The following is a 16,333-nucleotide window of genomic DNA, read 5'->3' as shown; positions in this document are numbered from 1 at the left end:
ACTATTTATTATAATTTCAATACTATTTTTTGTTATTTTTTTAAAATTTATTTAATAAATTATATAGTAAAAATTTCAAATATATGTGAAAATATAATGGTAAAGCATTACATAGAAAGCAGGTGTAATTTATGAATAAAGACTTTTTAAAGAAGTATGCAACTTTAGCTGTGAAAACTGGTATTAATCTTCAAAAGAATCAAATACTTGTTATCATGTCTCCTATTGAGTGTGCTCCTTTTACAAGAATGATTATGGAAGAGGCCTATGATGCTGGAGCAAAAGAAGTTATAGTTCATTGGGGTGATGAACAATCTGCAAAAATCAGATTTATGAAAGGTCCCGATGAGATATTTGAAACTATGCCACAATGGCAGATAGATTCCTATATGCATTATGCAGAGCAAGGTGCAGGCTTCTTAAGCATTTCTGCATCTAATCCTGAGTTATTAAAGGATGTTAATCCAGATAGAATCGCAAAATCTCAAAAAACTCGTTCCATGGCACTTAAGCAATTTAACGCAAGACTTATGAGCAATCAAAACTCTTGGTCTATAGTATCCATTCCTACTGAGGGATGGGCATCTAAAGTATTCCCTGGAGTTTCTTCTGAGGAATCAATTGAAAAACTTTGGGATGCAATATTTAAAATAGTTAGAGTAGATCAAGAAGATCCAGTTCTAGCTTGGGAAAACCATAAAAAGAATTTAAAAGAAAAAATGGATTATTTAAATGGTAAAAACTTCAAAGCACTTCATTTTAAAAACTTAAAAGGAACTGATCTTCATCTAGAACTTCCTGAAAATCATCTTTGGGTTGGTGGAGCAGAAAATAATGAGCGTGGAGTAGAGTTTATTGCAAACATGCCTACTGAAGAAGTATTTTCTATGCCTAAAAAAACTGGAGTTAATGGTATAGTTTATAGTTCTAAACCACTTAATTATGGTGGAAATTTAATTGATAATTTTTCTATTACTTTTAAAGATGGAAGAATTGTGGACTTTACTGCTGAAACAGGATATGATACATTGAAGCATCTTGTAGGAACTGATGAAGGTTCTCATTATCTTGGAGAAGTAGCACTAGTTCCTTATAACTCACCAATTTCTAATAGTGGCATTATTTTCTACAACACTCTATATGATGAAAATGCTTCTTGTCATTTAGCCATAGGAAGAGCTTATTCTCTTTGTATAAAAGATGGAGAAAAAATGAGTGAGGAAGAACTTGAAAAGGCTGGTGGAAACTATTCTCTAGCTCACGTGGATTTCATGATTGGAACTGAAGATCTATCAATTATAGGAATTGATGAAGCTGGAAATGAATCTTATGTATTCCAAAATGGTAACTGGGCATTTTAATTTTTTAATATGATTATTTTACAAATGCTTAGATTAATTATCCTTAATGAGTTTTACTTTTAATTCTTTGGTACTTCCAAAAGCTTAAAGAATTAAATAAGTTCATTTAATTTAAGTTTTATAATTATATTGTACAAAAACCTAAGCCCCATATTTCTTAATTCAAGAAATATGGGGCTAGATTTTAATAATAAGTTTTATTATTTTTTAACAATCTTTTTTTTAATAAATACATTGTAGGCTTCTATCAAAAGTATAATAGCTAGCACAAATAATACTATTGCAAATATTCCTAAGATAAAATTGGTTGTTGCTCCAAATATATATTGCTTAATTAATAATGCTAATGCAGAAAGAGTTACACAGAACATTAATATCATAGGCACTAGAACCATTGAAGTCTTTTTCCCCATGCTCACAAACCAAGAAGTTAATGCTAGTAATGCAAGTGCTGCCAGCAATTGGTTCGCTGAGCCAAAAATTGGCCATATTTTCGAGTATCCATATACTAATATAGCACAGGAAGCTGCCACAGTAACTATGGTAGATACATATATATTTTGACCTATTTTCTTTGTTCCCTCTGACGCCTCATCAAAGAATTCTTGGAATATATATCTACCAATTCTAGTAGCTGTATCTAAACTTGTTAATGCAAAGGCTGAGAAAGCTAAAATAACAAAAACTTTTCCAACTTCTACTGAAAGTCCAAAACTATTCATAAAGTGAGCTAGTCCATTTGCAAATATATTAGCTGGTGTACCCTCTGCCTTTGCTACATACCCAACTGCAATAAGTGCTATAACAGCTACAATTCCCTCTATAAGCATAGCTCCATAGCCTACAAACTTAGCATCTCCTTCTTTATTTAGTTGCTTAGAAGAAGTGCCTGAACCTACAAGTGCATGGAATCCTGAAACTGCTCCACAAGCAACAGTAACAAATAAGAATGGGAATAAAGTCTGATTTTTAACTGTAAATCCAACAAATGCTGGAATCTCCATAGTTGGATGAGTAATAAAAATACCAACTAATCCACCTGCAAGCATTGCATATAGTAAGAAGGAGCATAAATAATCTCTAGGTTGTAACAATATCCAAACTGGTAATATGGAGGCTAAAGTAATATAAATAATAAGTACAATATTCCATCCCATTTTTGAAAGTTTTACAAATGGATACTCATAACCAATCCAAACACAGAAAAATAGTAGTGCAACACCGACTATTGTAGCAAGACTAAGCTTAGCTCCTTTTCTGTATACAAAGAATCCAAATAACATTGCTAAGAATATAAATAAAATAGATGCGGTTCCTGCCTGTGCTCCAGTTAAATTATTAGGATCATAAGCAAAAGTTGAGGCACAGATGTCTGTAAAAGCAGCAACCACTAGAATTAACGTTGCCCATGCAAAAATATTAAACAATTTCTTCCCTTTTGTTCCTAAAGTTGTTCGAATTATTTCTCCGATAGATTTTCCTTCGTGTCTTATTGATGCAAATAAAGACCCAAAGTCATGAACTCCACCTACAAAAACGCTTCCAATAACTATCCATAAATATACTGGTAACCATCCAAAGATAGAAGCTAAGATAGGTCCCGTAATAGGTCCTGCTCCAGCAATAGAAGAAAAGTGGTGCCCCAAAAGCACTTTAGCATCTGCAGGTACATAATCCACATTGTCATACTTTGTGTGAGCTGGTGTTTTTCTATTTAGGTCTATTCCCCACTCCTTAGCAAGCCAAGCGCCGTAAGTAACATAGGCCAATAGAAAAATTACAACTGCCCCAAGAATAAGTAGTAATGAATTCATATAATTGCCTCCTTATAAAATTATATTAAGGTGTAGGTAGATACACCTTTTTAACATCCTCTCCTTTTCTATTCGTTATTGTAGTTTTATTGTGTAAATCTACAACTACTAGCCTAACATCACTATAGCCTTGTAAATAAAGTTTATAGTACCTACTGTATTTAAACTTAGTTACAAAAATTTCAATATCCTTAGTTATAGGTTTCTCACTTACTATGACTCCAGTTAGGTTTGTACTTCTATGTTCTCTGTGAGGTTTTACAAAACTTACTGTTAATTGTTTTAAAAACTCTGTAAATCCATGTATAGTCTCTAAATTCACACCATCTAAAACTTTAATAAAACAATGCTCATTTACCTCAAACTTATCTATAATATCCTTCTGTGTTACAAAGGTTCTACCTGTAACTTCACTATATTTAGCATAAATATCAAAGGTTTTTCCCATAATCAATTGGTTATTCTTTATTTGAAAGTGCTTCTGAAATCTTTCATTTAATAAATTTAAGTAGTAGTCCTTTTTCATAAAATCCTCCTAGCTATAAGTTATATTGTTTATGAACGATAAATTTGAATTATAATTATAAAAAATAAAAAAGGAGTAAACACCCATTAATTTAAGGGCATTTATTCCTTCGTAATTTTACTGTTTTAATTTATGCTTTCGTTTGCATTGTTATAAAACCAAAAACACTCTAAGTATATAATAAAAGTATCTTAGTCCTTACTTTTAACCTAATGATTTAATGCAATCCTTTTCTATACTATAATAATATTAAACTCGTTTTATAGTTATGACTAAATCTCATAATTTTTCCACAAAAATAAAATAGAAGTTAAGTTTACCTTAACTTCTATTTTTACATGTTACACCGGATTGATTTTGAGGATTTTTAACTATTTTCCATAGTTCACAAAGTTGTTATAATACCCACTTAGTCCTTGTACTCTTTTATATTATTTTATTCAAATTTGAACTCCCTATTTACATACTTACTTAGAAGCTCTATAGATCCTTCAGTATCCTTCATATTAACAAAGCAATTTGGTCCATGAACATATCTTGTAGCAACTGATATTCCTGCTGCTCTTACCCCAAAGTTAGATCTATTGATAGCTCCAGCATCAGTACCGCCTCCATCAATTACATCTAGCTGATATTTTATATTATTTTCTTCACAACATTTCACCATTTCTTCAACTAAATACTCGTTGCATATTACAGAACCATCTGATACCTTTATAGCAGTTCCGCCTCCTAAGGTATTGCTAACCTCTGCAGCATTTGGATAGTCGTTAGCAACAGTAACGTCAAGAGCTATTCCTAAGTCTGGATTTATTCTCTCTGCTGCTACAGTAGCACCTCTAAGCCCTACTTCTTCTTGAACTGTAAATACAAAATATAAATCATTGTATGTTTGCTCAATTTTCTTTAGTGCCTCAATCATAATGTAGCAACCTATTCTATCATCTAGTGCCTTACCAGTTACATTATTGTCTTTAAGCTCTAAATATTCACCAACATAGCAAGCTACATCTCCAACTTTTACATATTTTAATGCCTCTTCCTTAGATTGAGCTCCTATATCTATATATAATTTTTTTATGTCATTTTTTATATCCTCAATTTTTACAGTGCTAGAAACTATACCTATTGTTCCATTTCTAAATTGCACTCTGTTCATAACTGTTGCAGGAACTGGAATTCCTCCTAAGGCTCTTACTTTTATTAATCCCTTGTCATCAACCTTTATAACTTGGAATCCAATCTCATCCATATGAGCAGCTGCCATTATCTTTTTCTTATTTTCCCCATTTCCTTTTTTAAAAACTATAAGATTTCCAAGTGGATCTACAGTTATTTCATCTACATAATTCTTTACTGTCTCCTTAATAACTTCTCTTATTTCTCTTTCATATCCACTAACTCCAAAAGCTTGTGTTAATTGATTTAATAACATGATATTTCCCCCTTTGATATTAAGCAATCATTCTGAACTTTACTACACTATTATATTACCACTTTCTAGATAATATGACAAACTATTTCGTGACTAGAAATATTAGATACTCTAAATATATTTATACAATTTCAGGTATTACACCTAATTCAAGAATTATTGAATAATTTAATAAAACCATGAAGAATAGGAATTATCCCCTATTTTCCATGGTTTTCATATTAATTAGGGACTTTATGCTCTAGCACCATCCACTAATAATATTTTATCTTTATTCAACTGCTTTTATTATCTCAACTACTAAATTAGAAGCCTTTACAAGATCCTCAATTTTCAAGTGTTCTTCTAAAGTATGTGGCTTTCTTTCTCCAATAGCTAAGTTCACAGCTTTAATTCCATTTCCATTTAGCACATTAGTGTCACTTCCGCCACCAGTTGATTTAACTGCTGTTGGTACTCCCATATTTGTGCAAGCTTTCTTCACAAGAGCTACTACCTCATCATTCTCACTTACTACGAAAGGTCCATACATTCTCTCAGTAGTTATTTCCACCTTAGCATCAAACTCATTAGCTGCCTCTTCAAAACATTGTACCATATGAGCTGTTTGTTTATCTAGCTTTTCACTACTTAAGCTTCTTGCCTCAGCATTAACAATAATTTCAGGACATACTATGTTAGTTGCCTGTCCTCCATTAATCATACCTATATTAGCAGTTGTTTCCTCGTCAATCCTTAAAAGGTTCATTCTATTTATAGCAGAAGCTGCTACTTGAATAGCACTTATTCCTTCTTCTGGTGCAACACCAGCATGGGCAGGTCTTCCAATAATTTTAACATCAATTTTATCTTGAGCTGGTCCTTTGATTACAATTTCTCCTATTTCTCCGCCGCTATCTAAAACAAAAGCAATTTTTGAAGCAATTTTATCATATTCAAGATTTTTAGCTCCAAAAAGTCCTCCTTCTTCAAAAATACTAAACACTATTTCAATTGGACCATGTTCTATGTTATTTTCTTTTACTACTCTAATAGCTTCTAAAATTGCAGCAATCCCTGCCTTATCATCTCCACCTAGAATTGTAGTTCCATCACTATAAATAACTTCATCTTTTATTATAGGTTTAATTCCTTCCCCTGGTGAAACCGTATCCATGTGACAGCTAAATAGTATAGGTTGTACATCTTTAGATCCATTAAGTTTTGCAATAACATTTCCTGTATCAGAACCTACTTTCTCACCAGCACCATCTATGTAAACTTCTAATCCTAAAGCTTTAAGTTCTTCTGAAATAAACTTTGCAAAATTGCCTTCTTTCTTAGTTGGGCTATCAATTTGTACATACTTTAAAAATTCATTAGTAACTCTTTCTTTATTTATCATCAATATTACCTCCTAATAAGTTGATGTAAAGCTTATCAACTTCTCTAGTATATCAATATAGTCAAATAAAGTAAATATTTTTACTTTGTTTTTAAACTATTTAAATTTATTTCATTATTTTTAATATCTCGAAAATAGGCATAAATTTCCTTAATTAAATTGTATTGGCTTAAAAAGTTAATATAATTTTTCTTAGCAACTTATTTTCAGTAGACTATTCTTCCAAGGAACAACTTAACCCCAAACTTTAAATCGAAAAATACAAGCTTAAATTTATGGTAGTCTAGAACCCGCATGATTACTACATCTTCTTATAAAGATATAAATATATTAAGATATAAATACCTATCTAAACATAATAATACCCTAAGAATTATTCCTAAGTCCTAGGGTATTTTAGTCAACCACTTTAATAGCTTTTATAAGTAAAATATTACTTTATCAAGTATTATTCCAGCAAATAAAATTGTAATATCAATAATCCCAAGTACATTGATAAAGTGGATTACTTTAAATTGTTCTTTCCATCCTTTTTTGTTTTCCAAGGGTCTTCTAGCATCTCTTTTAGCTATAAAGCCTGCGCATACAAACAATCCTAGTCCGCCAATAATGAATAAAGTATTTTTTACACTGTCCAAAGTAACGGCTAAATTTCTCTCATTAACCAAAACACTAAACAATCCTGATATAACCATTAGTATAATTGATGCAATTACCCCTGCTGTAAGTGATTTAATTATATCCTTCATAAGATCTATAATTTTATCCATTGCATTACCTTCCTATCACAAATTTATATACTTACTGAAGTCCCTATAACATAATTAGTCTTAATATAAGTGACATGCTACAAAGTGATTTGGCCCAACTTCCTTAAGTAATGGCATTTCTTCTGCACACCTTGGTGTAGCATATTTGCATCTCTTTTTAAATCTGCATCCTGCTGGAGGATTTATTGGACTTGGTACATCCCCTTCAAGCATAATTCTTTGTCTTGCTCTTTCTACATAAGGATCAGGAATTGGTATTGCAGACAAAAGTGCTTGAGTATATGGATGTAATGGGTTTTTATAGAGCTCTTTACTTTCTGTAAGTTCAGCCATTACTCCAAGATACATAACTGCAACTCTATCTGAAATATGCTTAACCATTGAAAGGTCGTGGGCTATAAATAAATAAGTTAATCCCATCTCCTTTTGTAAGTTCATAAGAAGATTTACAATTTGTGCTTGTATAGATACATCAAGAGCTGAAATTGGTTCATCACACATTATAAACTTTGGCTCAACAGCAAGGGCTCTTGCTATTCCTATTCTTTGCCTTTGACCACCAGAGAATTCGTGAACGAATCTGTTTGCATGCTCCTTATTAAGTCCTACTAGTTTCAATAAATCATTAATCTTTTCTGTTCTTTCTTTTGTATTCTTTGCAAGACCATGTATATCAATACCTTCTGCAATAATATCACCAACGGTCATTCTAGGATTTAGTGACGCATAAGGGTCCTGGAAAATCGTCTGAACTTCTTTAGAAAAAACTCTTTTTTCTTTTCCTGATAAGGTATGAACATCTTTCCCCTTATATATTACAGATCCTTCAGTTTTTGCATACATTCCTATAGCTGTTCTGCCACAGGTAGTTTTGCCACAGCCTGATTCTCCAACTAATCCTAAGGTTTCTCCCTCTCTTATAATAAAGCTTACATCATCAACAGCTTTCAATATTCCTTTTTTACCAATCTTGAAATATTTTTTTAGATTTTTCACTTCCATTACTACTGGATTATTGTTTTTGTCCATTATAGAGCACCCCCTACTTCAAAAGGTAAGTCTAACTTTGGAGCCATTGAATGATGAAGCCAACATGCTGCTTCATGTTCTTCTCCAAACTTGAAAGTTGGTGGTTCTTTAGTCAAGCAAACCTGCATACAGTATTGGCATCTTTGTGCAAAGCCACACCCCTTTGGAGGTGCTATTAAGTCAGGTGGTGTTCCATGAATTGAAACTAACTGTTCTTTTTCATCATTATCAAGTCTTGGAACTGCTTTTAAAAGCGCCCAAGTGTAAGGATGTTTGGGACTATAGAATATCTCTTCAAAGGTTCCCTTCTCAACTAACTTGCCCGCATACATAACGAATATTCTATTAGCAAGATCAGCTACTACCCCTAAATCATGAGTAATAAGTATAACTGAAGTTCCCATTTTCTGTTGGAGATTTTTTATTATATCAATAATTTGAGCTTGAATTGTTACATCTAAAGCTGTGGTTGGCTCATCTGCAATAAGTATGCTCGGATTACAAGCTAAAGCTATGGCAATCATAACTCTTTGTCTCATTCCTCCAGAAAACTGGTGAGGATATTGATGAACTCTTTTATCTGCATTTGGAATGCCAACTAGATCCAGCATTTTTATCGCTTCGTTTATAGCCTCATCCTTTTTCATTCCTCTATGAGCAATTAAGTTTTCCGCAATTTGCTTCCCAACCTTCATGGTAGGATTTAGAGCAGTCAAGGCATCTTGAAAAATCATGCTGCATTCTCCACCTCTAAACTCTTCCCACTGCTTTTCTGTATAGTCTAATAAATTTTTGCCGTTGAACATTATTTCGCTACCTTTTTTTACTTCCCCTGGAGGAGATTGAATAAGTCCCATTATGGCTTTAGACGTAACTGTTTTACCGCAACCAGATTCTCCAACTATAGCTATACACTCTCCCTTGTTTACATCAAAGGACATACCTCTAACAGATTGTACTTCACCAGCATAGGTATGATATGATACTTTTAAATTATTTACTACTAATTGTTTTTCCATAGTTCATTCCTCCTATTATTGACGAAGTCTTGGATCTAGTGCGTCTCTTAAACCATCTCCAAGCAAGTTAAAGGCTAAAACAGTTAAACAAAGTGCTACACAAGGGAATACTAACTGATAAGGGTAAAACTCCATAGCTTGTTGTCCATAGGATATTAATACACCCCAGCTGGTATTTGGAGGTTGAAGACCTATTCCTAAGAAGCTTAAAGATGCTTCACCAAAGATATATCCAGGTATACTTGAAGCAATATTTAATATAAGTATTCCAATGGTATTTGGAATTAAATGTTTAACTATAACTCTAGTAGGTGATGCTCCAAGAACTTGAGCTGCAAGTACATATTCACTTTCTCTAAGCTGCATCAACTGTCCTCTAATCATTCTGGCAGTTCCACACCAAGCAGTAATGGTTAATGCAATGATTAATGTAGGAATACTATTACCCAAAACTACCATCATAAGAATAGTTAATAGTAAATCAGGTACACTTGTGATTACTTCTATGACTCTCATCATAACTTCATCTACCCAGCCCCCGAAGTATGCCATTATTCCACCATAGAAACATCCAATAATTATTTGTATTGATGTAGCAATAATTCCAATGGCTATAGATATTCTTCCACCGAGCCAAATCCTAGAGAATAAATCTCTACCTAATAAGTCAGTTCCAAACCAATATTCACTGGAGGGTGATAAATTCTTTTTACTTGGATCCACTACTAGATATTCTTTACCACTAATATAAGGGCCTACTATAACCATAATGGTTAAAAAAATCAATAATCCTAAAGATGCCATTGCTACTGGGTTTTTCTTAAGCCTTCTCCACGCATCTTGGAAGTAAGTTATATTTGGTCTATTTATTATGTCTGCATCGGCATCATCGCAGCCGATAACATGAAACTCTTCTCTTTTTAACTCTTCCATTGTAAGCTCCCTCCTTTATTTCTTTCCACCGGTTATTCTTATTCTTGGGTCTACTATTGGATATAATAAGTCTGTAACAAATAAACACACTACATATATCGAAGTAAGTAGTATAGTTTCACCCATTAGTATCGATAGATCTTGGCCACTTACTGCTCCAATGTAATATAACCCAAGTCCTGGTATTGAAAATACTCTCTCAATAAAGAAGGATCCTGTTATACACATAGCAATTGTTAATGGAAGATTTGTTACTATTGGAATAAGTGAGTTTCTTAATATGTGCTTAAATATAATGCTTTTACTTGATAACCCCTTAGATTTTGCAGTTAAAATATAATCTTGGTTAATAACATCTAACATAGAAGTTTTTAAAAGTCTTGAGTATCCTGCTATATAACCAAAGCATCCTGATAACGTTGGAAGAACTGTATATTTCCATCCTCCAAACCATAAGTCTTTTCCTTTTGGCCACCCAATTACTGGGAACCAACCAAGATTTCCAGCAAAAACCTTTTGAAGGCCCAATGCAAAAACAAATGATGGGATTGAAATTAAAAGTATTGCAGTGGTTATAATTGAATAGTCAACCCAGGTCCCCCTTCTCATGGCTGCTAAAATTCCTAATAATACTCCAAGGCTTAGTCCTACTACCATTTGCTGTATTCCTAACCTTGCAGAAACTGGAAGTTTTTGTTTAATTATACTTGCCATGGTTTGTCCAGGATAAATAACGGATTGTCCAAAATCACCCTTCATTATTCCTGTCATTGTTTTAATGTATCTCTCACCTACTGGCTTATCAAGACCATATTTTTCATACATTGCTGCTTTAATGTTTGGTGGTAACTTTTGTACCTTTGGGGTAAGTGGATCCCCCGGTACTGCTTCTAACAAAAAGAATGTAGCAGAAGCTATTATAAAAAGTGTCAATACCATTTCTGCAAATCTTCTAATGGTATATCTAATCATGAAACTTCCTCCTTCTTTATTAATAATAAAATACTTGTTTTGATATAAGATTAAACTAGTTTTATCATTTCATAGTTTTTAAATAATGCACATGGTTCAAAATGAATCCATGTGCATATTGTTACTGCTATCTGCCCTCTGTGTAAGCCCATCTCCACTCATAAGTTGGTCCAAACTTAGGATACATGAAATCTTTAACATAGTTTTGTAAGAATCTTCTTGTGTCTCCATAATAAAGTGGAGCAAAAGCTGCATCTTCCTTAACTAATATTTCTTCCATTCTTTGATATGCTTTTAATCTCTTAGCAGGATCTACTTCCTTGTCAAGATCATTTACAAGCTTATCAAACTCTTCATTTTTAAACTTAAGTCCATTGTTTCCACTGTTTGATACCCACATATCTAGGAAGTTAATTGGATCATCAAAGTCTCCAACCCAACCATAAGTTATAATATCAAACTTCATGTCATCTACAGCTTGTTTCCAAAGAGTGTAGTTTCCTAGAACTTCCATTTGAAGATCTATTCCCAAATTCTTTTCGAATTGTTGCTCCCACCACTCTTGAGATTGTTTAGAAGCTGCAGTATCTCCGTAAGTTACAAACTTAACTTTTATATTTTTTAAGTCACTAGTATCCTTTCCTAACTCCTTAAGTCCTTCTTTAAGTAAAGCTTGTATCTTTTCTGGTTTATTAACATAATCAGTTGCCATATCTTTTAATGGCTCTTTTGTCACTGTTCTATACATATCTTTATTGGAATGTAAAGCCTTTGGAATCCATCCATAAGCAGGAGTATATCTTCCAAGTAATGTTTTTAGATATTCTTCCCTATCAAATGCCATTGAGAAAGCTAATCTTACCTTTTTATTGTTCATTATTCCACTTGGTCCACCCTCATTGTTAAAGCCTACATAGTTCGATGATGCTGTATCACCTACACCGGCAACGAACTCACCCTTTTTAGCTTTTTCTGTCCACTTCTCGATATATTCTTGTCTTGCGCCAGTAACGTCTAGTTCTTTTGATTCAAATAATTGTGCTTGAGTTGAGAATTCTTGTATATCATTCATCTCTACCCTTTGAATATAAACATTTTGAGCGTCCCAATAATCTGTGTTCTTTTCAAAGGAAATACTGTTATTTCTTACCCAATCTTTAATTTTATATGGTCCACAATAAACTTGTTTTGTATGATCTGTATTCCAGTTTTCTCCACCTTTTTGGATAACATCAAGTCTGATTGGGAAGAAAGCTGTAAAGTTTAATTTCTTTTCAAAATAAGGAGTAGGTCTGTCAAGAGTTATTTGTAAAGTCTTATCATCTTTAGCAACAACTCCAACATCCTCTTTCTTTCCTGTGCCTTCATTAAATGCTTTGGCACCTTTTATTTCATAAACAAAGTATGCATATGGGAAAGCTTTATCTTTATCAAGCAATCTTAAGAATGAATCTACATAATGCTGTGCTGTAACTGGCACTCCATCACTCCATTTATTATTTTCTCTTAAATGGAAAGTCCAAACCAAACCATCTGGAGAAACTTCCCAGCTTTTTGCTCCAGCTGGTTCCATTTTATCTTCATCATTTACAACTTTAACTCTTGCTAGACCTTCTTGTGTTGCGTTGATTATTGTAAAGGAGTCCACATCTGAAGCCTCATTTGGGTCTAATGTACTTGGTTCAATAAAAACTAATTTCAAGAATTGATCTGCATCCTTTTTTACTGTTTCAGAAGGTTTTGGTGCATCTGTACCTGGGTTTTGTGCTGGTTCTGGGTTCTTATCCTTACAGCCTACAAATGCAAAAGCAGATGTACCAACCATAGTTGCAACTAGCAATGAGCTAAGCCACTTTTTTGATTTCATTTTTTTACCCCCTTATAATTTTAAAAAAATATATATTATAACCCTTAGTTTATTAAGAGCTACATACTTTAAGATTTTTAATAACTCTTAAGTAATCTCTTTCCGTCTAAACTTTGCTACCATAGTTAATAATATTTTAATAGGAATTAAAATATTACTTTTTTATTTGGTATTAAAACTTTTTATTTAGAAATCTTCATTTTTAGTCATAAGTTCATAAACTTTTATTCTAAATTAACCTAATTAACGTAAAAAGCTGTTTAGAGTAAGAATCCTTATAATAAGGTTTCTCGCTTCTAAACAGCTTAAATAATTTAAAATATCCAATTCATGAAACAAAATTTATAGTTGATTTAAATTTTTCATGGTAGTTTTCTATTAATTTTAAGGTATAGAAAATTATTTTTTAAAACTCACTAATTATATAAAATACTTATCAATGATTTTTTCCGCAATTCTTCTTTGAGTATTTGCAGAATGTACTAAGGTAAGCACTGTTAAAAGTAAACTTTCATAATCTTTATTATTGCCTTGGTTTCCCACTTCTTCTACTTCATTTATAATCTTACTAAGTACTTCTTCTTCATTTCTTACTTGTTCCTTTTTAATTTTAAGGAAGTTACTGTATAGAGAGGCTAAATCTATTTGCGCCTTTTCCTCTTGTTGGAGATTACTCACTATGTTATTAAACAGTACCTTTATATCACTTATAGATAGACTTTGCTTTAAATTATAAATAAGTATCATTAAAATCACATGATTTCTGCTATATTTTTTATTTTTAACTGGCATTAAAAGTTTGTCTTTAGTGTAGTTATTAATCATCGTCTTAGTTAAAAGCTTATCTTCCTTATTTCTTTTAGAATTAGAAAGAGTATTTTCAAATAGTTGTATCACTTGATCCATATATAAGTCTAATTGTGGTATATCAATTAACTCAATATCTTCTTCAAGATTTAATACATTTAAAATTTCTATCAATTCTTCTTTATTAAATTCCATAATATTACCTCTTGTATTTTTTAGTTTATACTTCTTTTTTCATTAACATATTTATTCTCTCATTTGCACCATTAATAATTTCCTCTGGATAGCCAATATATTTTAATAGTTTAATCGCATTTCTTGTAGGTGAAACCCCTAATTTTATAGTGTAATCAAACTTTAACCCTTCTTTATCATCCACATCCTCACTAAAATAGTAGCAATCATAATTATCATTAGCTATTTCAGTAAGTTCTAAGTCATGAGTTGCTACCAGTGCTAGAGCATTTTTCCGAGAAATATACTTTAGTATTTCTTCTGAAGCACTTATTCTCTCCACAGGATTAGTACCTCTAAAAATTTCATCAATCATTGTTAATGTAGGAAATTTCTCCTCAAAAGAATTTAAAATTCTAAGAAGTGCCTCAGCTTCTCCCAAATAATAGCTTTTTCCATTTTTCACACTATCCTCCGGGCTTAAGGAGGTTAGTATTTTGAAAAAGTTTCCCCTATATTCTTTAGCTAAAGTGGTGTATATGGTTTGAGCTAACAATGCATTTAAGGCCACTGTTCTTAAAAAGGTAGACTTACCTGACATATTGGATCCTGTTAGGATAATACCGCTTTTATCTAAATTTATAGAATTAGGAACTGCTTCATCTATTAATGGATGTACTGCCTCCTTTAAAATAAGTTCACGGTGATCTTCTTCAAATTTAGGAGTAGAGTAATTCTTTATTCTTTCTCTATAAGCGGCTATAGATATTAAGCTATCTATTTCACCAACAACTCTGTAGATTTTTTTGATATTCTCATTATAGTCATATATTTTATGAATAGCTTTATAATATGACCGTAACTTTGCTAAAAATAAGATGCTTACATAATCCCCCAATACGTCTAAGCCCTCAACCCTGCCAATAATATCTGAATGCTTATCAATATCTTTTATCTCTTTTAGATTCAAGCTAATTTCAGCTACAAAACTTTTTAATACTTCATTATTTCCTTTTGCTATGTCCTTACTAACAGCAATAAGCCTGCCAAGATAAGCAATAGAATTAACTCCATCAACAATATTATTGCCAACCTTATATTGTATATAGCTATTAATTAAGTATATTATCATAAGAGGTAATAATATTTGCAAACCATAAACAAAGTAAAAGGGTAAGATTACAAGTGGTATTATACCTAAAATATCATAAACAAATTTAAATCTTGTATCTACCTTTTCATGATTAAAAAGTTCTAAAATGTCTCCCTGTCGCTGTATTCCTAAGCCTAATAGAGAAACTTGCAAATTCTCTCTCTCCGTTGTGTTATTTTGAAAATACTCGATGACTGCGTTTCGTTCCCTTAATTCATCCTCCTTGAATAAAGGGTTCCTCAAAACACTATATAACACATGCTGTCCTGGAGTAGTAATGCTATTATCAATTTTTAAAAACACATCATCCATATCTAAGTCTGTCCAAGTTTGGTCATCAACAAAATAAGTATTCTTCTTTTCTTCATTTGTAAGAGTAAAGTATTTTTTTATATACTCCAAATTAACTTTTCTTTTTATGGTGTTTGGCCAGTTTTCCTTAAGGAATATAATATTATTAAGCCTTTTATTTTTTTTATGAAAATAGTAGGCTAGAATGGCTGAAATTAATGCTGCCATCCCAGTAAAATAATAATTTAAGCTACTTATTTCCTTATCCAGTATTGCATAGGTAGCCACCCCCCCAATAAAAGTAAATCCAATAAGTACCTGTGATACTACTTTGCAAAATTGCGCTTTCTTTCTCATATAAATCCTCTCTTTCAAAACCACCCTTTTTAGCTCTAACAATAATATTTATTAGTTTTTTATAGATATTTTATCTATTGACGAAAAAACAAATTTAAATCTAGATACATAATTATTATAGTGCATAAATTTAACATTTCAAATGGTTATTTCTCTAATGAAATTTGATTTTATGATTTAGATGGATTACTTAAGGAATATTTTGTATAATAATCTATGTAAGAAGTTATCACGGAATCTGAAAATAAATAGCAATTCAAAGATGTGAAGGATATTTTGAGTTCACAAGCAAGCTTGTGCTGACAAGGAACCTATTGACGCAGTATATCTCAAAATAGATAACCATACTGACTTGTTTATTCTTTTGAAGATGCTTAATTCTAAAATTAGTTAAGAATATAGAGTAAAACTCTAAATTCTTAACCCAACTGGGGGTTTAAT

General features: G+C 32.0%; 13 protein-coding genes. 1 reads left to right on the top strand and 12 read right to left on the bottom strand.

Features of this window, described 5'->3' with window-relative positions; genetic code table 11:
- The first annotated feature begins 131 nt into the window (after positions 1 to 131).
- A complete protein-coding gene (locus tag J2Z44_RS03930) occupies positions 132 to 1,361 on the top strand; it encodes an aminopeptidase (protein ID WP_021284482.1) in 1,230 nt (409 codons plus the stop codon).
- Positions 1,362 to 1,561: 200 nt separating this feature from the next.
- Here J2Z44_RS03930 and J2Z44_RS03925 read toward each other — a convergent pair whose 3' ends face one another.
- The 12 genes from J2Z44_RS03925 to J2Z44_RS03870 all read right to left on the bottom strand — a co-directional run bounded on the left by J2Z44_RS03925 (position 1,562) and on the right by J2Z44_RS03870 (position 15,892).
- Positions 1,562 to 3,175, bottom strand: coding sequence for a carbon starvation CstA family protein (locus tag J2Z44_RS03925; protein ID WP_021284481.1), 1,614 nt, complete (start codon positions 3,173 to 3,175; stop codon positions 1,562 to 1,564).
- 25 nt (positions 3,176 to 3,200) lie between these two features.
- Positions 3,201 to 3,701, bottom strand: a complete 501-nt coding sequence (locus J2Z44_RS03920) for a DUF8052 family protein (protein WP_021284480.1) — start codon at positions 3,699 to 3,701, stop codon at positions 3,201 to 3,203.
- Between the two features lie 436 nt (positions 3,702 to 4,137).
- Positions 4,138 to 5,136 carry a M42 family metallopeptidase gene (locus J2Z44_RS03915; protein WP_021284479.1) on the bottom strand — a complete coding sequence of 333 codons (999 nt, stop codon included), beginning with the start codon at positions 5,134 to 5,136 and terminating at the stop codon, positions 4,138 to 4,140.
- 271 nt (positions 5,137 to 5,407) lie between these two features.
- A complete protein-coding gene (locus J2Z44_RS03910) occupies positions 5,408 to 6,520 on the bottom strand; it encodes a M20/M25/M40 family metallo-hydrolase (protein ID WP_021284478.1) in 1,113 nt (370 codons plus the stop codon).
- 419 nt (positions 6,521 to 6,939) lie between these two features.
- Positions 6,940 to 7,290, bottom strand: coding sequence for a hypothetical protein (locus J2Z44_RS03905; RefSeq protein WP_021284477.1), 351 nt, complete (start codon positions 7,288 to 7,290; stop codon positions 6,940 to 6,942).
- 60 nt (positions 7,291 to 7,350) lie between these two features.
- Positions 7,351 to 8,319: an ABC transporter ATP-binding protein gene (locus J2Z44_RS03900; protein WP_021284476.1), complete on the bottom strand. Its 969-nt coding sequence runs from the start codon at positions 8,317 to 8,319 to the stop codon at positions 7,351 to 7,353.
- Entirely contained in the window at positions 8,319 to 9,338 is a 1,020-nt protein-coding gene (locus J2Z44_RS03895; RefSeq protein WP_021284475.1) for an ABC transporter ATP-binding protein, read from the bottom strand. The genes J2Z44_RS03900 and J2Z44_RS03895 overlap by 1 nt, the downstream gene beginning before the upstream one ends.
- A gap of 15 nt (positions 9,339 to 9,353) precedes the next feature.
- On the bottom strand, positions 9,354 to 10,271 hold the full coding sequence (locus tag J2Z44_RS03890; protein ID WP_021284474.1) for an ABC transporter permease: 918 nt from the start codon (positions 10,269 to 10,271) through the stop codon (positions 9,354 to 9,356).
- A gap of 15 nt (positions 10,272 to 10,286) precedes the next feature.
- Positions 10,287 to 11,243, bottom strand: a complete 957-nt coding sequence (locus J2Z44_RS03885) for an ABC transporter permease (protein ID WP_021284473.1) — start codon at positions 11,241 to 11,243, stop codon at positions 10,287 to 10,289.
- A 127-nt stretch (positions 11,244 to 11,370) separates the two neighbouring features.
- Entirely contained in the window at positions 11,371 to 13,110 is a 1,740-nt protein-coding gene (locus J2Z44_RS03880) for a peptide ABC transporter substrate-binding protein (protein WP_021284472.1), read from the bottom strand.
- 420 nt (positions 13,111 to 13,530) lie between these two features.
- A complete protein-coding gene (locus J2Z44_RS03875; RefSeq protein WP_021284471.1) occupies positions 13,531 to 14,112 on the bottom strand; it encodes a DUF1836 domain-containing protein in 582 nt (193 codons plus the stop codon).
- Between the two features lie 25 nt (positions 14,113 to 14,137).
- Complete coding sequence (locus J2Z44_RS03870) at positions 14,138 to 15,892, bottom strand: MutS-related protein (RefSeq protein WP_021284470.1); 1,755 nt, start codon at positions 15,890 to 15,892, stop codon at positions 14,138 to 14,140.
- Between the last annotated feature and the right edge of the window lie 441 nt (positions 15,893 to 16,333).

It is taken from the genome of Clostridium punense (genome assembly GCF_017874425.1).
In the GTDB taxonomy this organism is placed as follows: Bacteria; Bacillota; Clostridia; order Clostridiales; family Clostridiaceae; genus Clostridium_J; species Clostridium_J punense.
The sequence above is the reverse complement of the archived record's forward strand: the minus strand, read 5'-3'. Positions and strand labels throughout refer to the sequence as shown.

Bases quoted from the DNA above. Each gene is read 5' to 3' on its own strand.
- J2Z44_RS03885 (WP_021284473.1), bottom strand. From the start codon at position 11,243: ATGATTAGATATACCATTAGAAGATTTGCAGAAATGGTATTGACACTT.
- J2Z44_RS03905 (WP_021284477.1), bottom strand. From the start codon at position 7,290: ATGGATAAAATTATAGATCTTATGAAGGATATAATTAAATCACTTACA.
- J2Z44_RS03915 (WP_021284479.1), bottom strand. From the start codon at position 5,136: ATGTTATTAAATCAATTAACACAAGCTTTTGGAGTTAGTGGATATGAA.
- J2Z44_RS03890 (WP_021284474.1), bottom strand. From the start codon at position 10,271: ATGGAAGAGTTAAAAAGAGAAGAGTTTCATGTTATCGGCTGCGATGAT.
- J2Z44_RS03880 (WP_021284472.1), bottom strand. From the start codon at position 13,110: ATGAAATCAAAAAAGTGGCTTAGCTCATTGCTAGTTGCAACTATGGTT.
- J2Z44_RS03895 (WP_021284475.1), bottom strand. From the start codon at position 9,338: ATGGAAAAACAATTAGTAGTAAATAATTTAAAAGTATCATATCATACC.
- J2Z44_RS03900 (WP_021284476.1), bottom strand. From the start codon at position 8,319: ATGGACAAAAACAATAATCCAGTAGTAATGGAAGTGAAAAATCTAAAA.
- J2Z44_RS03875 (WP_021284471.1), bottom strand. From the start codon at position 14,112: ATGGAATTTAATAAAGAAGAATTGATAGAAATTTTAAATGTATTAAAT.
- J2Z44_RS03930 (WP_021284482.1), top strand. From the start codon at position 132: ATGAATAAAGACTTTTTAAAGAAGTATGCAACTTTAGCTGTGAAAACT.
- J2Z44_RS03910 (WP_021284478.1), bottom strand. From the start codon at position 6,520: ATGATAAATAAAGAAAGAGTTACTAATGAATTTTTAAAGTATGTACAA.
- J2Z44_RS03920 (WP_021284480.1), bottom strand. From the start codon at position 3,701: ATGAAAAAGGACTACTACTTAAATTTATTAAATGAAAGATTTCAGAAG.
- J2Z44_RS03870 (WP_021284470.1), bottom strand. From the start codon at position 15,892: ATGAGAAAGAAAGCGCAATTTTGCAAAGTAGTATCACAGGTACTTATT.
- J2Z44_RS03925 (WP_021284481.1), bottom strand. From the start codon at position 3,175: ATGAATTCATTACTACTTATTCTTGGGGCAGTTGTAATTTTTCTATTG.